Origin of the sequence: Pseudarthrobacter niigatensis (assembly GCF_030812615.1) — a bacterium.
Taxonomy (GTDB): Bacteria; Actinomycetota; Actinomycetes; order Actinomycetales; family Micrococcaceae; genus Arthrobacter; species Arthrobacter niigatensis.
The window spans coordinates 116,079-132,234 of record NZ_JAUSTB010000009.1 but is presented as its reverse complement, the minus strand read 5'-3'; the positions used below and the strand labels follow the sequence as shown (position 1 = coordinate 132,234).

Genomic DNA, 16,156 nt, shown 5'->3' with positions numbered 1-16,156 from the left:
CCTCGATCCGCTGGCCGCCATGCGCGCTCAGCTGTGCACCGCCGTCGAATCATCCACCGGTACGTCCCCGGCGTCGGTCCCGGCAAACTGCGACATGTAGAGGCGGTGGTATGCCCCGCCGGCGGCGAGCAGCATGTGGTGGTTGCCCTGTTCCACGATTCGTCCGTTCTCCATAACCAGGATGGTATCGGCATCCCGGATGGTGGAGAGCCGGTGCGCGATGACGAAGCTGGTGCGGTCCGATCGCAGCGCAGCCATGGCTTTCTGCACCAGGAGCTCGGTGCGGGTATCCACGGAACTGGTGGCCTCATCCAGGATCAGCAGTGACGGGTTGGCCACGAATGCGCGGGCTATGGTGATCAGCTGCTTCTCGCCGGCGCTGACGTTGTTGCCTTCTTCGTCGATCACGGTCTGGTAGCCCTCGGGGAGCGCCCGGACAAATCGGTCCACGAACGTGGCCTTCGCTGCCGCCATGACCTGCTCTTCGGTGGCCTCGAGGTTGCCGTACCGGATGTTGTCGTAGATGGACCCGCCGAACAGCCATGCATCCTGCAGCACCATGCCCACCTTGGAACGCAGTTCGGAGCGGCTCAGGTGGGTGATGTCCACACCGTCCAGCATGATGGAGCCCGCATTGAGCTCGTAGAAACGCATTACTAGGTTCACCAGGGTGGTCTTGCCGGCTCCCGTGGGCCCGACGATGGCAACCGTGTTCCCGGGCTCCGCGGTGAAGGACAGATTCTCGATGAGCGGCTTGTCCGGGCTGTAGCTGAAGGTCACGTTCCTGAAGTCCACGTGCCCGTCGGTCTTGGCGGGCAGGTGTTCGGTGGCCGTTTCAACGTCCTGTTCGTCGGCGTCCAGGAATTCGAAAACGCGCTCCGAGGATGCCACGCCGGACTGGAGCATATTGGCCATGCCGGCCATTTGGCCCAGAGGCTGCGTGAACTCCCGGGAGTACTGGATGAAAGCGGTCGCATCGCCCAAAGACATGGCGCCGGAGGCCACCCTGAGGCCGCCCACCACGGCGATGCCAACATAGCTGAGGTAGGACACGAACTGCATCACGGGGAAGATGATTCCAGAGACGAACTGCGCTCCGAAGCTTGCCTTGTACAGTGCCTCGTTGCGTTCCTCGAACCGGGCCAGCATGTCCGCGTCCCGGCCGAAGACGCGGACCAGGTCGTGGCCGGAGAAGGATTCCTCGATCTGGCCGTTCAGCGACCCGGTGTTCTTCCACTGGGCTGCGAAGAGCTTCTGGCTCCGGGCACCGATCAGCCCGGCCGCCACTCCGGACAGCGGCAGCGCAACGAGCGCGATCAAGGCCAGCTGCCAGGAGACGATGAACATCATGACCACGATGCCCACCACGGTCAGCACAGAGTTCACCAGCTGGGCGAACGCCTGCTGAAGCGCCTGCTGGATATTGTCGACGTCGTTGGTCACGCGTGACAGCACATCGCCGCGCTGCCGCGTATCGAAGTAGTTCAGCGGCAGGCGGTTCAGCTTGCTTTCGGTGTCATCGCGCAGCCGCCGGATCACCTTCATGACAATGCGGTTCAGCACGTACCCCTGGAGCCACATGAAGATGTTGGCCACGAAGTACATCAGCAGGACGATGGCAATGAGCATACTGAGCTTGCCGAAGTTGATCCCGGTGCCGGGCACCAGCTCCATCCGGGAGACCATGTCCGCAAAGTTGTCCTGGCCCTGCTGGCGCAGGCCTGCCACAAACTGTTCCTTGCTGACACCGGACGGCAACTGCTTGCCCACCACTCCGGCGAAAATGACGTCCATGGCCTGGCCCAGGATCTTGGGGGCGATCACGTTCAGGACCACCGAGACCACCACCAGGCCCACCACCGCGTAGATGCCCAGGGCTTCGGGCTTCAGCAGGCCCATGAGTCGTTTGGCGGAAGGCCAGAAGTGCTGGGCCTTCTTTGCAGGCATCCCACCGAACATGTCCCCATCGGCTTCGGAAGGGGTGAATTCCTCCTCGAAGTAGTCGTCGTCCTCCGGCAGGCCGGCGCCTGCTTCCGCTTCGCCGTCGACCGGCTGGAGGGACTGGGTGGATTCTTCCACGGAGGCGTGGTCCTTCTTGCGGGGGCTCATGCCACTTCCTCCACGCTCAGTTGGGATTCGACAATTTCCTGGTAGGTCGGTGAGGTTTCCAGGAGTTCTTCGTGCGTGCCGCGGTCAACGATGCGTCCGTTGTCCAGCACCAGGATCTGGTCGGCCTCGGTGATGGTGGAAATCCGCTGGGCCACGATGATCACGGTGGCGTCCGAGGTGGTGCGCTTGAGGGCGGCGCGGAGCCGGGCGTCAGTAGCGACGTCAAGGGCGGAGAAGGAGTCGTCGAACAGGTATACCCGCGGCTTGGTCACCAAGGCACGGGCAATGCACAGGCGCTGGCGCTGGCCGCCGGAGACATTGGTGCCGCCCTGGGAGATCCGGGAGTCCAGTCCGTTCTTCTTTTCGCGGACAAAAGACTCTCCCTGCGCCACCCGGAGGGCGTCCCACAGTTCCTGGTCCGTGGCCTCGGTCTTGCCGAAGCGGAGGTTGTGCCCGATGCTGCCGGAGAACAGGTAGGGACGCTGCGGCACCAGGGCCACGCGTTTGGTGATCTCCGCGCGGTCGAGTCTGTCGACGGGGACACCGTCAAGCAGCACCTGGCCTTCGGCGGGGTCGTACAGCCGTGGCAGCAGGGACAGGAGGGAGGTCTTTCCGGCGCCGGTGGAGCCGATGATGGCGATGGTCTGGCCCGGCCGGGCGGTGAAGCTGATGTTGCTGAGCACCGGGGACTCGGCGCCGGGGTACGCGAACGTCACGTTGCGGTATTCCACCACGCCGGCCAGGGCGGCCGGGGCTTCGGGGCGTTCGGGGTCGTGGATGGAGGGCTCGACGTCGAGCACCTCGCCGATGCGGTCGGCGCAGACGGAGGCGCGCGGGATCATCATGGCCATGAAGGTGCCCATCATGACGGCCATCAGGATCTGCAGCAGGTACTGCAGGAACGCGGTGAGCGACCCCACCTGCATGGCGCCGGTGTCCACCCGCTGCCCGCCAAACCAGAGCACGGCTGCGGTGGACAGGTGCAGGATCATGCTGATGGCGGGGAACATGAGGACGAACAGGGCACCGATGCGGAGCGAGACGTCCGTAAGTTCCTTGTTGGCCGCACCAAACCGGTCCGTTTCATACGGTTCCCGCACGAAGGCGCGGACCACGCGGATCCCGATGATCTGTTCCCGCAGCACGGCGTTGATGCGGTCGATCTTCCGCTGCATGGAGCGGAAGAGTGGCATCAGCCGGACCACAAGGTAGCCCACCACCACAGCCAGGAGCGGGACGGACACCCACACCAGCCAGGACAGGTTGATGTCCTCGCGCAGGGCCATGATGATGCCGCCGATGCACATGATGGGGGTGGCCACCATGAAGTTCAGCCCCATCAGGAGGAGCATCTGCACCTGCTGGACATCGTTGGTGCCGCGCGTGATCAGCGTGGGCGCACCAAAGGCGTTGACGTCCTTGGCGGAGAAACTGGTGACCTTGCGGAACACGGCACGGCGCAGGTCCCGGCCCACTGCCATGGCCGTCCTCGAGCCAAAGTAGACGCCGGCGATTGCCGCGGCTACCTGCGCGAAGGCCACCAGGAGCATCAGGGCACCGGTGCGCCAGATGAAATCCGTGTCGCCCCGCGCCACGCCCTGGTCGATGATTTGGGCGTTCAGGCTTGGCAGGTACAGGGCTGCAATGGTGGAGGCGAGCTGGAAAACAACCACGGCGGCGATAAAGGGGAAATACGGTTTGGAATAGCGCCGTATGAGGGTGAGGAGCATGCACTCAACTCTAGTAATGCCCACCGACATTTGGTTCCATACGGGAGCATAATTCCCCGCTGGATTGACTCAAGAAAACGTCGTCTCCACCGGGGCCGCCATCCCCACCCATGCAGGAACGCCGCAGCCCACATCCGGAAGGTCCTCCGGCTGCGGGCTGCGGTGTTGATGGGTGCCGTCCAAGGCGGGCAGCCCCGGACGGAATGGCTTACCGTCCCGTTACCGGGGCAGAACCTTCCCCGCCGGACGGGGAAGGTGCGGCGGCGCTGTGCTTGCCGTGCCCGGCCAGGTACAGGGCGGCTGCTGCCTGGATCTTGCGTTCCTTCAGGAGCTTGCGCTGCAGCCGGCTGAGCTCTGCGGCCGTGGCTGCCTGCCCGGCTGCCACTTCCTGCTGGGACCGCAGTTGCTGCTGGATGTCCAGCACCAGGGTCCCGAGCTCGGCCTGCTGCCGCGCCAGCAGGTCCTGGGTGTCCTGCAGCTTCTGCAGGGTGGCCGCGGCACTGGCGATCGCATCGGCAGCCCTGTCCACGCTGTCGGCGGACCTGAGGTCCAGCTCCTCGGAGCGGAAGCTCCGTGCAAAGACTTCCTCGAAGTCCTCCGTGGCAACCCTGCCGGACGCCGCCGCGGCTGCGGCAGCACCGCCGTCGTACACCTTGGCAGGTGCCGCGGCCGGACGCAGGGCACTCCGGGCACCCGTCGACTCAGCGGCCGTCCCGTCCGGCACGTCGCTGGAAACCATGGGCAGTTGACCTGTCATGGTTGCGGTCATGCCGGCCTCACCGGCGGCGTTGGCCTCAAGCGCCTTTTCCGGTGTGATGTCAACGGTCTTGCGCAGCGGTACTTCCTTGATGAAGATGACGGCGATGAGGGCCACGGCTGCAACGATGGCGGAGATCATGAAGATCCCGGCCGTGGCATCGCCGTAGGCGGCACGCATGACCTCGGCGATCGGCGCCGGCAGGTCCTTCAGGTCCAGCGTGGCGCCGCTGTTGCCGCCGGCCGGGATGCCCAGCTTGGCCAGCCCGTCGGTGGCCAGGTCCTTGACATGGTTGGCCATGACGGCGCCCAGGACGGAAACGCCGATGGCGCCACCCACGGAGCGGAAGAATGCAACGGAAGCGCTTGCGGAACCGATGTCGGAGGCGCGGACCGTGTTCTGGACGGCCAGGACGAGGTTCTGCATGAGCATGCCCAAACCGATACCGAAGATGCCCGTGTACAGGCCCGTCAGCCACAGTTCGGTGGTGTGGTCCATGGTTCCGGCGAGCGCCAGGCCGCCGATCAGCAGGACGGTGCCGCCGATCAGGAAGCGCTTCCATTTACCGTAGCGGCTGATCAGCTGGCCGGAAACGACCGAACCGATCAGGTTGCCGGCGATCATGGGCAAGGTCAACAGGCCGGCCTCGGTGGGCGTGGCACCGCGGGCCACCTGGTAGTACTGGCCCAGGAAGGTGGAGGAACCGAACATGGCAACACCCACAGCGACGGACGCCACGATGGCCAGCGCGGTGGTGCGCTCCGAGATGATCTTCAGCGGGATGATCGGCTGCGGCACCTTGGACTCCACCAGCACCAGCAGCGCGAGCAGCAGGACGCCGCCGCCTACCATGACGGCTGACTGCCATGACCACCAGTCGTAGTAGTCGGCCTTGCCGGCGAAGGAAACCCAGATCAGGAGCAGGCTGACGCCGGAGGTCAGCAGGATCGAACCGACCCAGTCGATCTTGGCGGGGCGCTTGACGTGCGGAATCTTCAACGTGACCTGGAGCAGGATCAGGGCGACGACGGCCAGGGGCACGCAGACAAAGAAGGTCCAGCGCCAGCCCAGCGAGCTGTCCACGATGAAGCCGCCCAGCAGAGGACCACCGGCGGTGCCCACGGCCATGACGGCACCCATGTAGCCGGAGTACTTTCCGCGTTCGCGCGGCGGGATGATGGAGCCGATGATCGCCTGCGCCAGGGCGGTCAGGCCACCCATGGCGATGCCCTGGATCACGCGGGCGGTGAGCAGGAACGGGATGTTCTCGGAGAAACCTGCCATGACCGAGCCGGCAACGAAGATCACGATGCTGAGCTGGACCAGGACTTTCTTGTCGAAGAGGTCCGCGAGCTTGCCCCAGATGGGGGTGGTGGCCGCGTTGGCCAGCAGTGCTGCCGTGATGACCCAGGCAAAGTCCGTCTGGGTGCCCTTGAGCTCGGACATGATCGTGGGCAGCGCGTTGGCAACGATGGTGCTGCTGAGGATGGCGGTAAAGAAGGCAGCGAGAAGGCCGGTCAGGGCTTCCATGATCTGCCGGTGGTTCATGGGCGCGCCGGGCTCGTGGCGCTTGGATTGCCGCGATTCCTGTCTGGCGGTGCGTTCGCGCTGGCGCTCCTGCTCCTGGTCCGCGGCGGCGGTGACGTTAGCCATTGATGGACTCCTGCGTTTTCTGTTCAGTGGTGGTTCCGGCCGCCCTTGCCCGGATGGAATTCTTCAGGGATGCCGTGAGCTTGTTCAGCATCGCGGCTGTTGCAACGGCGTCGTCCTCGTTCCAGTCGGAGAGGTACGCCTGCAGCGTCTCCGCCCGGTGCCGCACCAGCTCCGCCAGCTTTTCCTTGCCCCGCGGGGAAAGCGCCAGCAGCTGGGCCCGGCCATCGTCCGGGTCCGGGGTGCGGAGCACCAGCCCCGCGTCGGCCAGTTCGGCCACGTGCCGGCTTAGCACCGGCGGGCTGACCCCCAATCGCTCGGCCAGGTGCGCTGCGCGGGTCTCCCCTTCGCCGATGAACTTGAGCACGCCCTGGAGGGCGATGCCAGTGTCCTGGCCCTTGATGTTGATCATGGTGACGCAGCGCAGCGCGCGCTGGAGGTCATAAATATTGCTGACGAGGTCGGCTGCAGTGGCCGGTGCGACAGACATGATCCTCCCTAAAGAATTAGTTGCTGCAAGCAACTGTATCAGGAAAAGGTTGCTTAGGGAAACGAAGTTGTTCCAGCAGGCAGCTTAAATGCCAAGCTCCCCCACGTCCGCGGGACGGTGTCCAGGACGTGGGGGAGCTTAAGGTTGGTGCCCGGTCAGGGGGCCAGGTGCGTAGGCCCGAACATCTTGAGGAGGGTTTCAACAACGACGACGTTGGGTCCGTCAGCGGCGAAGCCGGCCCGGAGCGCGTCCCCCACGCCTTCCGGGGCCACCCTGGTGGCCGGCACGCCAAAGGATTCGGCGAGCGCAACGAAGTCAGGACGGGCCAATTCCGTGGCCGTGGCCTTGCCGAACGCGCCCACCATGTATTCGCGCAGGATGCCGTAGCCGCCGTCGTCCACGATCAGCCAGGTGACCGGAACGTTGTGCTGCTTGGCGGTGGCCAGTTCTGCAATGGAATACATGGACGAACCGTCACCGGAGACCGCCAGGACCCGGCCGGGCTTACCCGCAGTCTCCAGCCCAACCGCCGCTCCAATGGCACCGGGAAACGCATAGCCCAGGCCACCGGCGCCCTGTGCGGAGTGGAACTGCCCTTCACGGGCGTCCCAGCAGGACCAGCCCCAGTAGGCGGCGATGGTCATGTCCCAGAACGTCTGCATATCCGCTGGAACGGCCTCCCGGATGGCGGCCATGAACGTCAGTTCTTTGGCAAGGTCCTGCGATTCCAGCCGGGCACGGACCTTGGCAAGCGACTCCTTGACCAGCTCTTCCGGCGTGCTGCCGTGCCAGTCCGGCATCGTTGCCCTGCCGGATCCAAGAGCTGAGTCCAGGGCTGCCAGCGCCTGGCCAGCATCGGCGCGGATCCCCAAGCCTGGCCGATTGGACTCCAGTACCCGGGGTTCGGCGTCGATCTGGATGATCATGCCGCGCGGTTCGAAGGTGAAGTAGTTGGACGTAACCTCGCCCAGGGACGATCCGATGACCACCAGGACGTCCGCGTCTTCGAGGAGGTCGGTCATGTACCGGTCCTCGATCCAGGACTGAAGGGACAGCCCGTGGTTCCAGGGGAACGCACCGTTGCCGCCAGGAGTGCAGATGACCGGCGCATGGAGCTTCTCGGCAATGGACAACAGGGACTTCTCCGCCTTGCCGCGCCGGGTTCCACCGCCGGCGATGATGGCCGGGCGCTTGGCTGATTCCAGCCACTTCACGGCCTCGCGCACCAGTTCAATCCGCGGTGGATTGTCCGCCGCCTCCGCCAAGGCATCCTCCACCGGCGGGACCATGATCGGATCCAGCAGGACGTTTTGCGGAATCTCGAGCCACACCGGGCCCTGCGGGGAGGAGATGGCCTCGGTCCAGGCGTCCTGGATGGCCGACGGGATTCCGGAAGCGTGCTGGATCAGCCGTTGGCTCTTGGTGACGTTGGCCGCGGAGGCCTTCTGGTCATCGAGCTGGTGCAGCATGCCCTTGCGCCGGGCCCCGAGTCCCTCCAACGGAATCTGGCTGGCCACCACCACCATGGGCACGCCCGTGGCATAGGCCTCCTGCAGTCCAGCCAGTGACGTCAGCGCGCCGGGGCCCGTGGACAGGAACAGCACGCCAACTTCGCCGGTGGCGCGGGAGTACCCGTCCGCGGCAAAGGCGCTGTTGTTCTCCACCCGGGAGGAGACAAAGTGCAGGTTGCCGCGGCCCATGGCATCAAAGAGTCCCAGGGCGTGCTGGCCCGGGATGCCGAACACGGTCTTGGCGCCCAGCGCTTCGAGGGTTTCGACGACGAGGTCCCCGCCGTTGCGGACGCTGCTCCCCCGGGCCGGGGACGCCGGGGCAATTTCCGTCACGGCCTACTCCTTGGTGGCGGCAGCGAAGCCGGCGGGGCGGCGGGCTTCCTGGCCGATCGCCTGGGCCTGGTACCCGGTCTCCTTACCGAACCGGCTGCCGGGCACTGCATTGTCCGCCATCAGGGTCACCAGCTCGTACGCGACGTGGCTGGCCGCGACGCCGGTAATCTCGGCGTGGTCGTAGGCCGGGGACACTTCGACGACGTCGGCGCCCACCAGGTTCATGCCGCGGAAGCCGCGGATGATTTCCAGGAGTTCGCGGCTGGTGATGCCACCTGCTTCGGGCGTTCCCGTGCCGGGCGCGTGGGCAGGGTCCAGGACGTCAATGTCCACGGAGATGTAGAGCGGGCGGTTGCCGATGCGGTCACGGACCTTGGCCACGGTTTCCAGCACCCCTTGGTAGTACACGTCCGCGGAGGTAACGATGCCGAACCCAAAGCGGTGGTCGTCGTCGAGGTCCTTCTTGCCGTACAGCGGGCCGCGGGTCCCAATATGGCTGATGGCCTCCGTGTCCAGGATGCCTTCCTCCACTGCGCGGCGGAAGGGCGTGCCGTGGGTGTATGCGGCACCGAAGTAGGTGTCCCACGTGTCCAGGTGGGCGTCGAAATGCAGCATGGCGATGGGTCCGCCGGCGCGTTCGGCAGCGGCGCGCAGCAGCGGCAGGGCGATGGTGTGGTCGCCACCCAGGGTCAGCAGCTTGCTCCCGGCGGCGGTGAGGTCCAGTGCGTTCTGCTGGATGGTCTCAATGGCTTCATTGATGTTGAACGGGTTGACCGCCATGTCCCCGGCATCGGCCACCTGGATGTTCTCGAACGGGCTGACGTCCCAGGCGGGGTTGTAGGGGCGCAGCAGCCGGCTGGCCTCGCGGACGTGGTTTGCGCCGAAGCGGGCACCCGGACGGTAGGAGACCCCCGAATCGAAAGGCACTCCCACCACCGTCACATCAGCCTTGGCTACCTGGTCCAGCCGCGGAAGGCGGGCATAGGTGGCAGCCCCGGCATAGCGGGGGATCCGGGATGAATCAATGGGGCCGAGGTTGCCGTTGGCTTCAATGCGCAGCTCTTCCAATGGGAGGCCTCTCCTTCGAGGAGTTGGGGATTTCTGTGATTGCCATCATACACCCTGGTTTTCCAAGAGACACCAACTGTTTACCTATGAACCCGTGCGCTCCCGCCCACTCACTCCCGCACGTGGACAGGATGCACTCCCGCGATCCGCGCCGTTCCGGCAACGTTCCCTGCACGGACCATGGGCAACTGGGCAGGACCGCACGCCCGCCCCGGGCCACCGCTTACCCACATACGCCTGAACTAAGGTTCCACTCATCCAACCGAAACCTTCCAATGGCCACATGGACATCCTCGAATACCTGCATACGCGCGGCGGTGTAGCCCGATCCAGCCAACTCCTGGACGCAGGTTTCCGGCGCCGGGAACTCCTTCGACTCACCGAACTGGGCGCTACCCAGCCCCGGCGCGGCATCTTCGTCCTCCCGGAATGCGACAACGGACTCCTCGCTGCAGTCCTGAACAACGGTCGGCTGACCTGCGCCAGCGCCGCGGGCCACTACGGACTCTGGCTGCGCAAACCTCCCGAACGCCCGCATCTGGCGTGCAATCATGGTCACGGCTCCGGCTTCGTCCGGCATCGCACAGTTCGGTTCCCCGGTCATCCGTTCCTGCCCCTGGCCGGCGTGGAAGATGTGGCGCTTCACGCTTTGGGGTGCCTACCGGCTCCGGCATCCGCCGCTTTGGCGACCTCGGCCATCAGATTGCACGGCGTGCCACGCGAGCTGCTGGCGTCCCAGCTGCAGGCCGACCGCTCCGGTTACGCGCTTCGCATCCTGCGCGAACTTGACGTGCGAGCAGAGTCAATCGTGGAGGTTGACGCACAGCACCTGTTCCGTGCCAACAGAATCGCCTACGACACCCAGGTCTTCCTGCCGGGAATCGGTCGCGTGGATTTCCTGCTGGATGGCTTCTTGATCGTGGAGATCGACGGCTTTGCCTACCATTCCAAACGCACCGATATGCTTCGGGACCGGAAGCGCAACAACGCTGCAGCCGTCAGCGGTTACGCCGTCCTTCGCTTCATGCCGGAGCACATCTGGTTTTACCCCGGCATGGTGCTAACCGAGATCAGTGCCGTCCTGGCCGGAGGTCAACGAAAACCCCTCCGGTAGAGGTGCAATCCAGCCCAGTTACCCCGGGCCAAGGGCGCTCCGCGCTTAAGCGCTTTCCGCGGAATGCGGCAGCTGAGAAAGGGACTACCGAAGGTAACTGGGCTGGAGCGCACCAGCAACAAGCTAGCGGCTCGCGGCGGGCACCAGGACCCAGAGCACCTCGACCGGCTTGTCCGTGGGATTGACCCAGGTGTGGGGTTCCCGGCCCGGGAAGGTCACGGTGTCACCTGTATCGAGGTCGTATTCCTCGTTGGTGAGGATCAGCTTGATGGAGCCCTTGATGACATGCAGGACGTCCACGTCGCAATCCACTGCGTACAACTCGGACTCGCCGCGGCCATGCGGCTCGATCACGGCCTGGATAATCTGGACCCGACGCTCCGAGCGGGCCGTCAAAAGCCGCTCCACGATGCCCTGGCCGCCGAGCGAGATGCGCGGACCGTCATTGCGTTTGGTGAGGTGGGTTTCCGGCGCCACGAACAGGTCCCCGATGGAGATGGAGAGCACCTGGCACAGCGTCACCAGGGAAGCGACGGACGGAGACGTCAAGTCCCGCTCCACACGGCTGAGGAAGCCCTTGGTCAGGCCGGTGGCATCCGCGACCTGCTCGATGGTGAGCCGCTGGGACTGCCTGGCGGCCCGGATCCTGGAGCCAATGGCAACGGGAACATTGCTCGGCTCAACTGGCAGTGCCTTCATCTACGAACCTTTCACGGCCGGCAGCCCGGCTCCACTCTCGAGCCATACTAATCGGCACCGCTTTTGTGACACGCGCATGCCACACCCACGCCGCTGCAGGCGCGATCTCCTTGACTGTCACCCACGTCACACCCTAGTCTTTGAAAACTCCTGTTGCCTATAGGGCAATTACAGGTCTTCTCCGTATTCGTCCGCAGCGGTTCCCGGCGTCCCGCCCCGGGTCATTACACCCGGCCCCAACAGCTCCAAGGAGCCATTTATGGATGCAAGTGCCATCAACATCGCCATAGTGGTGGTGTACCTCCTCGCAATGCTGGCCTTCGGCTGGTGGGGCAAGTCCCGCACCAGGAACAACAGCGACTTCCTGGTGGCCGGCCGCCGCCTGGGCCCGTTCCTTTACACCGGCACCATGGCCGCCGTCGTCCTGGGCGGAGCGTCCACGGTGGGCGGCGTGGGGCTGGGCTACAAGTTCGGCATCTCGGGAATGTGGCTGGTGGTGGCCATTGGCGCCGGAGTCCTGCTCCTGAGCCTGCTCTTCGCCGGGACCATCCAGAAGCTGAAGATCTACACGGTGTCCCAGATGCTCACCCTCCGTTACGGCAGCAGGGCCACCGAGGCATCCGGCATCGTGATGCTCGCCTACACTTTGATGCTCTGCGCCACGTCCACTGGTGCTTATGCCACCATCTTCGTCGTCCTGTTCGGCTGGGACCGGGCGCTGGCCATAGCGGTGGGCGGTGCCATCGTGCTGGTGTACTCCACCATCGGCGGCATGTGGTCCATCACGCTGGCGGACCAGGTCCAGTTCGTCATCAAAACGGTGGGCATCTTCTTCCTCATGCTGCCCTTCACACTGAACGCCGCCGGCGGACTCGACGGGATCCGCAGCCGGGTTGATGCCAGCTTCTTCCAAATCGACGGCATCGGCGTCCAAACGATCATCACCTACTTTGTGGTCTACACCCTGGGCCTGCTGATCGGCCAGGACATCTGGCAGCGCGTGTTCACTGCCAAAACACCCAAGGTGGCCAAGTGGGGCGGTTCGACAGCCGGCCTCTACTGCATCCTCTATGGTGCTGCCGGCGCAATGATTGGCCTGGGAGCCCGCGTGGCGCTGCCCGCCATCGACGTGAAGGCCCTGGGCAAGGACGTTGTCTACGCGGAGGTTGCCACCAACCTGCTGCCCATCGGAATCGGCGGCCTGGTCCTCGCCGCCGCCGTCGCCGCCATGATGTCCACGGCTTCCGGGGCCCTGATCGCGGCCGCCACGGTGGCCCGCGCCGACGTTGTGCCCTTCGTCGCCGGCTGGTTCGGCAAGACCATCAACACCGACGACTCCGACAACCCCGAGCACGACGTCAAGGCCAACCGCGTATGGGTCCTTGGCCTGGGCGTTGTGGCGATCATCATCGCCATCGTCACCAAGGACGTTGTTGCGGCACTGACCATCGCCTACGACATCCTGGTGGGCGGGCTGCTGGTCGCGATCCTCGGCGGCCTGGTGTGGAAGCGCGGAACCGGCATCGCCGCCGCTGCTTCGATGGCCGTCGGCTCCGTCATCACCCTTGGGACGATGATCATCCTTGAGGTCAACGCCGAGGTTCCGTTGGACGGCATCTACGCCAACGAACCGATCTACTACGGCCTGCTGGCCTCCGCCGCGGTGTACGTTGCCGCCTCGCTGCTGACGCGCCCCACCGATCCTGCGGTCATGCGCGCCTGGCAGCGCCGCGTTGCCGGGCAGGAGCAGGAAGGGACTCCCCAGGAAGTCCTCGCCGGCCACTGACTGCCAGGCATTAAAGTACGACGCCGGCACCGCCTCCCGCCAACAAGCGGAAGGAGGTGCCGGCGTCGTCAGTCCTACTCCCCCGTGTCGCGCTCGTCGTCATCCAGCGGGACCTCGCGGTCCTCGGCGTCGACGACTACCGGTGCCGGCTGGACCACCGGTTCTTCCTGGTCAATGAACCCGTCTTCGGAGTCCCAGTCCGCGTCGTCTACCGGTGCATCCTCGGCGTAATCGTAGGCGGGGTCCGCTTCGACGGCGTCCAGGTGCGGCATGTCCGGGTGCTGTCCGGTGGTGCTCATGATTCAACCTCCGTATGTTCGCCTGACGTGCTCTTTCAGGTAGGGCGCAGCCTGCGCCACACCTTCATCAGAGCACCGCCCGGGCGGACGGGTCAATAGCCGCGGCGGTGCCCGGAGCTGCCCTCCGCAGGGATATCGTGCCGGGCGTTTTTTAAGGTCAACCGAAACTTTCCAGCGAGGTTTGCCAGCCAAAAAACCGCGGAAATCCGCAGTAGGCTGGCAGGGCAAAGGCGCGAGTTCATGCCCTTTCCAGCCCAGGAGTTACAGTGTCGCAGCACGCCCAGTCCCATTCCCACGCCACGCCCCCGGAGGCCGGCGGCGTGGGCCAGCCCTCGCCGTCGAACATCAAGCGGTGGCGCCAGTACCTGGCCGACGAGCGCGCGGAAGCCGCCGTCTACCGGGACCTGGCCCAGAACCGCGAAGGTGAGGAACGGTCCATCCTCCTGGCCCTGGCCGAAGCCGAAGGCCGGCACGAAGCCCACTGGCTCGCGCTGCTGGGCGAGCACGCCGGCAAGCCGAAGAGGGCCTCCGCCCGCAGCCGGTTCCTCGGGTTCCTGGCCCGGCATTTCGGCTCCGTCTTCGTCCTGGCCCTGGCCCAGCGCGCCGAAGGCCGCTCCCCCTACGCCAAGGACCCGAACGCCACCGCCGCGATGGCCGCCGATGAACAGATCCATGAGGAAGTGGTCCGGGGCCTGGCCACCCGCGGCCGCAACCGCCTGGCCGGCACCTTCCGCGCCGCGGTGTTCGGCGCGAACGATGGCTTGGTCAGCAACCTCTCCCTGGTGATGGGCATGGCTGCCTCCGGCGTGGCCAGCAGCGTGGTGCTGCTCAGCGGCATCGCCGGACTCCTGGCCGGTGCCATGTCCATGGGCGCGGGCGAATTCATTTCCGTCCGCTCCCAGCGCGAACTGCTGGCCGCAACCCGGCCCACGCAGGTCACGCTGGCGGCCGCGCCCAAGCTTGACCTCGAGCACAACGAACTGCTCCTGGTGTACCTGGCCCGCGGGATGTCCCGGGAAGCGGCCGAGCACCGTGTGGCCGAGCGCATGGGGCTGCTGCCCTGCGACTGCGATCCCAGCCTTTCCCTGCAGCCTGAGCTGCCGGAGGAAGAGGACCAGCACGAGGCAGTGGGTACCGCCTGGGGTGCGGCGCTGTCCAGCTTCTGCTTCTTCGCCTCCGGCGCCATCGTCCCCATCCTGCCGTTCCTGTTCGGCCTGACCGGCGTCGCCGCGCTCGTGGTGGCAGGCGCCCTGGTGGGCGTCGCACTCCTTGCCACCGGTGCCGCCGTCGGCCTGCTGTCCGGCACTTCCCCGCTGACCCGCGGCCTGCGGCAACTTGCCATCGGCCTGGGCGCGGCAGCCATCACCTACCTGCTGGGCCTGCTCTTCGGCACCGCGGTCGGCTAGCACCAGGCAAGGACACTTCGTGGAGGTCCTCCGGCAGCGTTCAGCGCTGCCGGAGGACCTCCACTGCTTCCTCCACCGTGTCCACGAGGTGGATATAGTCCGCCATGGCCCTGCCCGCGGCGAGGCTGCGGAGCATGGGCCACGCCGGGTATTCCTGCTCCCAGTGCCGGCGGCCCACCAGCACCATGGGGGCCACTTTCTCGCGGGCGCCGTAGTAGTTCTCGCAGGCGTCCTGGAAGATCTCCTGGACCGTACCGGCCGCTCCCGGCAGGAAGACGATTCCGCCGTGGCACAGTTCCAGAAGGATGGCCTCGCGGATGGCATTGGCGAAATATTTGGCGATGTGCGTGGCGAAGTAGTTGGGCGGTTCGTGTCCGTAGAACCAGGTGGGGATCCCGAGGGACGGCGTCCCGTCCGGATGGCGTTCGACGACGGCAGCCGCCGCACGTGCCCACGCCGAGACCGAGGGACGGAAGCCGGGAACAGCGGCGAGCGTGGCAAGCGCTGCCTGCACGTCACCGTCGGACGCCCGGCTCAGGTACGCGCCGAGGTTCGCTGCCTCCATGGCCCCTGGGCCGCCGCCCGTTGCCACCGAATGGCCGTCAAGGGCCAGGAGCCTGCCCAGCCGGGCCGCGTCCGCAAACTCCCGGCTGCCGCGGGGCGCTGCGTGGCCGCCCATCACGCCGACGATAGAGCGGCGGTGCCACGCTCCGGACCGGGTCAGCTCATCCAGCGCATCGCCGATCGCATGGTCATGCAGGGCCGAGGCCAGCGTCGAGTCAACGCGGTGGCGCTGGCCGGGCTGGATGCTCCAGTGGTAGATGCGCGCATCCGGCAATTCCTCATACGGTGCGGTTGCCAGTCCGGCGTACAGTTCGGCCGGGGAATACAGGACGGCCCGGTATGGGTCGAAAGGGACTCCTTCAAGCCTGGGGAAGATCAAGGCGCCGCGGCTGCGGAGGTTGGCTTCCATACCGTCGTCGAAGATGCAGCCCAGGAACATCGCGCCCTCGACGCGGACGTTTTTGAGTGCCGCGGACCGGCCCCGCAGGTCCAGCGACTGCGCATGCCAGCCGTGCAGGTTGACCGCACCGCCGGCCACCAGGCTGTCGAAGCTGGCCAGGTCCTGGACTTCGAGGTTGCGGGGGCGGGGACCAAGGCTTCCGGCGAAATTCATGCTTGCTGCCCCGCGCTCCACATCATG

At 65.8% G+C, this 16,156-nt stretch carries 12 protein-coding genes; 3 read left to right on the top strand and 9 right to left on the bottom strand.

The window, feature by feature from the left end:
• Positions 1–27: 27 nt before the first annotated feature.
• The 6 genes from J2T23_RS14130 to speB all read right to left on the bottom strand — a co-directional run bounded on the left by J2T23_RS14130 (position 28) and on the right by speB (position 9,648).
• Complete coding sequence (locus tag J2T23_RS14130; RefSeq protein ID WP_370871448.1) at positions 28–2,109, bottom strand: ABC transporter ATP-binding protein; 2,082 nt, start codon at positions 2,107–2,109, stop codon at positions 28–30.
• Positions 2,106–3,839, bottom strand: coding sequence for an ABC transporter ATP-binding protein (locus J2T23_RS14125; protein WP_141180855.1), 1,734 nt, complete (start codon positions 3,837–3,839; stop codon positions 2,106–2,108). The genes J2T23_RS14130 and J2T23_RS14125 overlap by 4 nt, the downstream gene beginning before the upstream one ends.
• 208 nt (positions 3,840–4,047) lie before the next feature.
• Positions 4,048–6,249, bottom strand: a complete 2,202-nt coding sequence (locus J2T23_RS14120; RefSeq protein WP_307360886.1) for an MDR family MFS transporter — start codon at positions 6,247–6,249, stop codon at positions 4,048–4,050.
• Positions 6,242–6,736, bottom strand: a complete 495-nt coding sequence (locus J2T23_RS14115; protein WP_141157973.1) for a MarR family winged helix-turn-helix transcriptional regulator — start codon at positions 6,734–6,736, stop codon at positions 6,242–6,244. The genes J2T23_RS14120 and J2T23_RS14115 overlap by 8 nt, the downstream gene beginning before the upstream one ends.
• Positions 6,737–6,891: 155 nt before the next feature.
• Positions 6,892–8,580 carry a thiamine pyrophosphate-binding protein gene (locus J2T23_RS14110; protein WP_307360883.1) on the bottom strand — a complete coding sequence of 563 codons (1,689 nt, stop codon included), beginning with the start codon at positions 8,578–8,580 and terminating at the stop codon, positions 6,892–6,894.
• 3 nt (positions 8,581–8,583) lie between these two features.
• A complete protein-coding gene (gene speB, locus J2T23_RS14105) occupies positions 8,584–9,648 on the bottom strand; it encodes an agmatinase (protein WP_307360879.1) in 1,065 nt (354 codons plus the stop codon).
• A 283-nt stretch (positions 9,649–9,931) separates the two neighbouring features.
• Here speB and J2T23_RS14100 point away from each other — a divergent pair, with 283 nt between their 5' ends.
• Complete coding sequence (locus tag J2T23_RS14100) at positions 9,932–10,762, top strand: DUF559 domain-containing protein (RefSeq protein WP_307360876.1); 831 nt, start codon at positions 9,932–9,934, stop codon at positions 10,760–10,762.
• A gap of 123 nt (positions 10,763–10,885) precedes the next feature.
• Here the strand turns inward: J2T23_RS14100 and J2T23_RS14095 are convergent, their stop codons facing one another.
• A complete protein-coding gene (locus J2T23_RS14095; RefSeq protein ID WP_141157976.1) occupies positions 10,886–11,461 on the bottom strand; it encodes a helix-turn-helix domain-containing protein in 576 nt (191 codons plus the stop codon).
• 259 nt (positions 11,462–11,720) lie between these two features.
• Here J2T23_RS14095 and J2T23_RS14090 point away from each other — a divergent pair, with 259 nt between their 5' ends.
• The gene (locus J2T23_RS14090; protein WP_307360872.1) at positions 11,721–13,247 is read left to right on the top strand and encodes a sodium:solute symporter family protein; all 1,527 of its coding nucleotides are present in this window, start codon (positions 11,721–11,723) and stop codon (positions 13,245–13,247) included.
• 74 nt (positions 13,248–13,321) lie between these two features.
• Here the strand turns inward: J2T23_RS14090 and J2T23_RS14085 are convergent, their stop codons facing one another.
• Complete coding sequence (locus J2T23_RS14085) at positions 13,322–13,546, bottom strand: hypothetical protein (RefSeq protein ID WP_141157978.1); 225 nt, start codon at positions 13,544–13,546, stop codon at positions 13,322–13,324.
• 266 nt (positions 13,547–13,812) lie between these two features.
• On the opposite strand from J2T23_RS14085, the gene J2T23_RS14080 reads away from it, so the two are divergent.
• Positions 13,813–14,952 carry a VIT1/CCC1 transporter family protein gene (locus tag J2T23_RS14080; protein WP_370871447.1) on the top strand — a complete coding sequence of 380 codons (1,140 nt, stop codon included), beginning with the start codon at positions 13,813–13,815 and terminating at the stop codon, positions 14,950–14,952.
• A gap of 40 nt (positions 14,953–14,992) precedes the next feature.
• Here the strand turns inward: J2T23_RS14080 and J2T23_RS14075 are convergent, their stop codons facing one another.
• Positions 14,993–16,129 carry an LOG family protein gene (locus tag J2T23_RS14075; RefSeq protein ID WP_141157980.1) on the bottom strand — a complete coding sequence of 379 codons (1,137 nt, stop codon included), beginning with the start codon at positions 16,127–16,129 and terminating at the stop codon, positions 14,993–14,995.
• Positions 16,130–16,156: the final 27 nt, after the last annotated feature.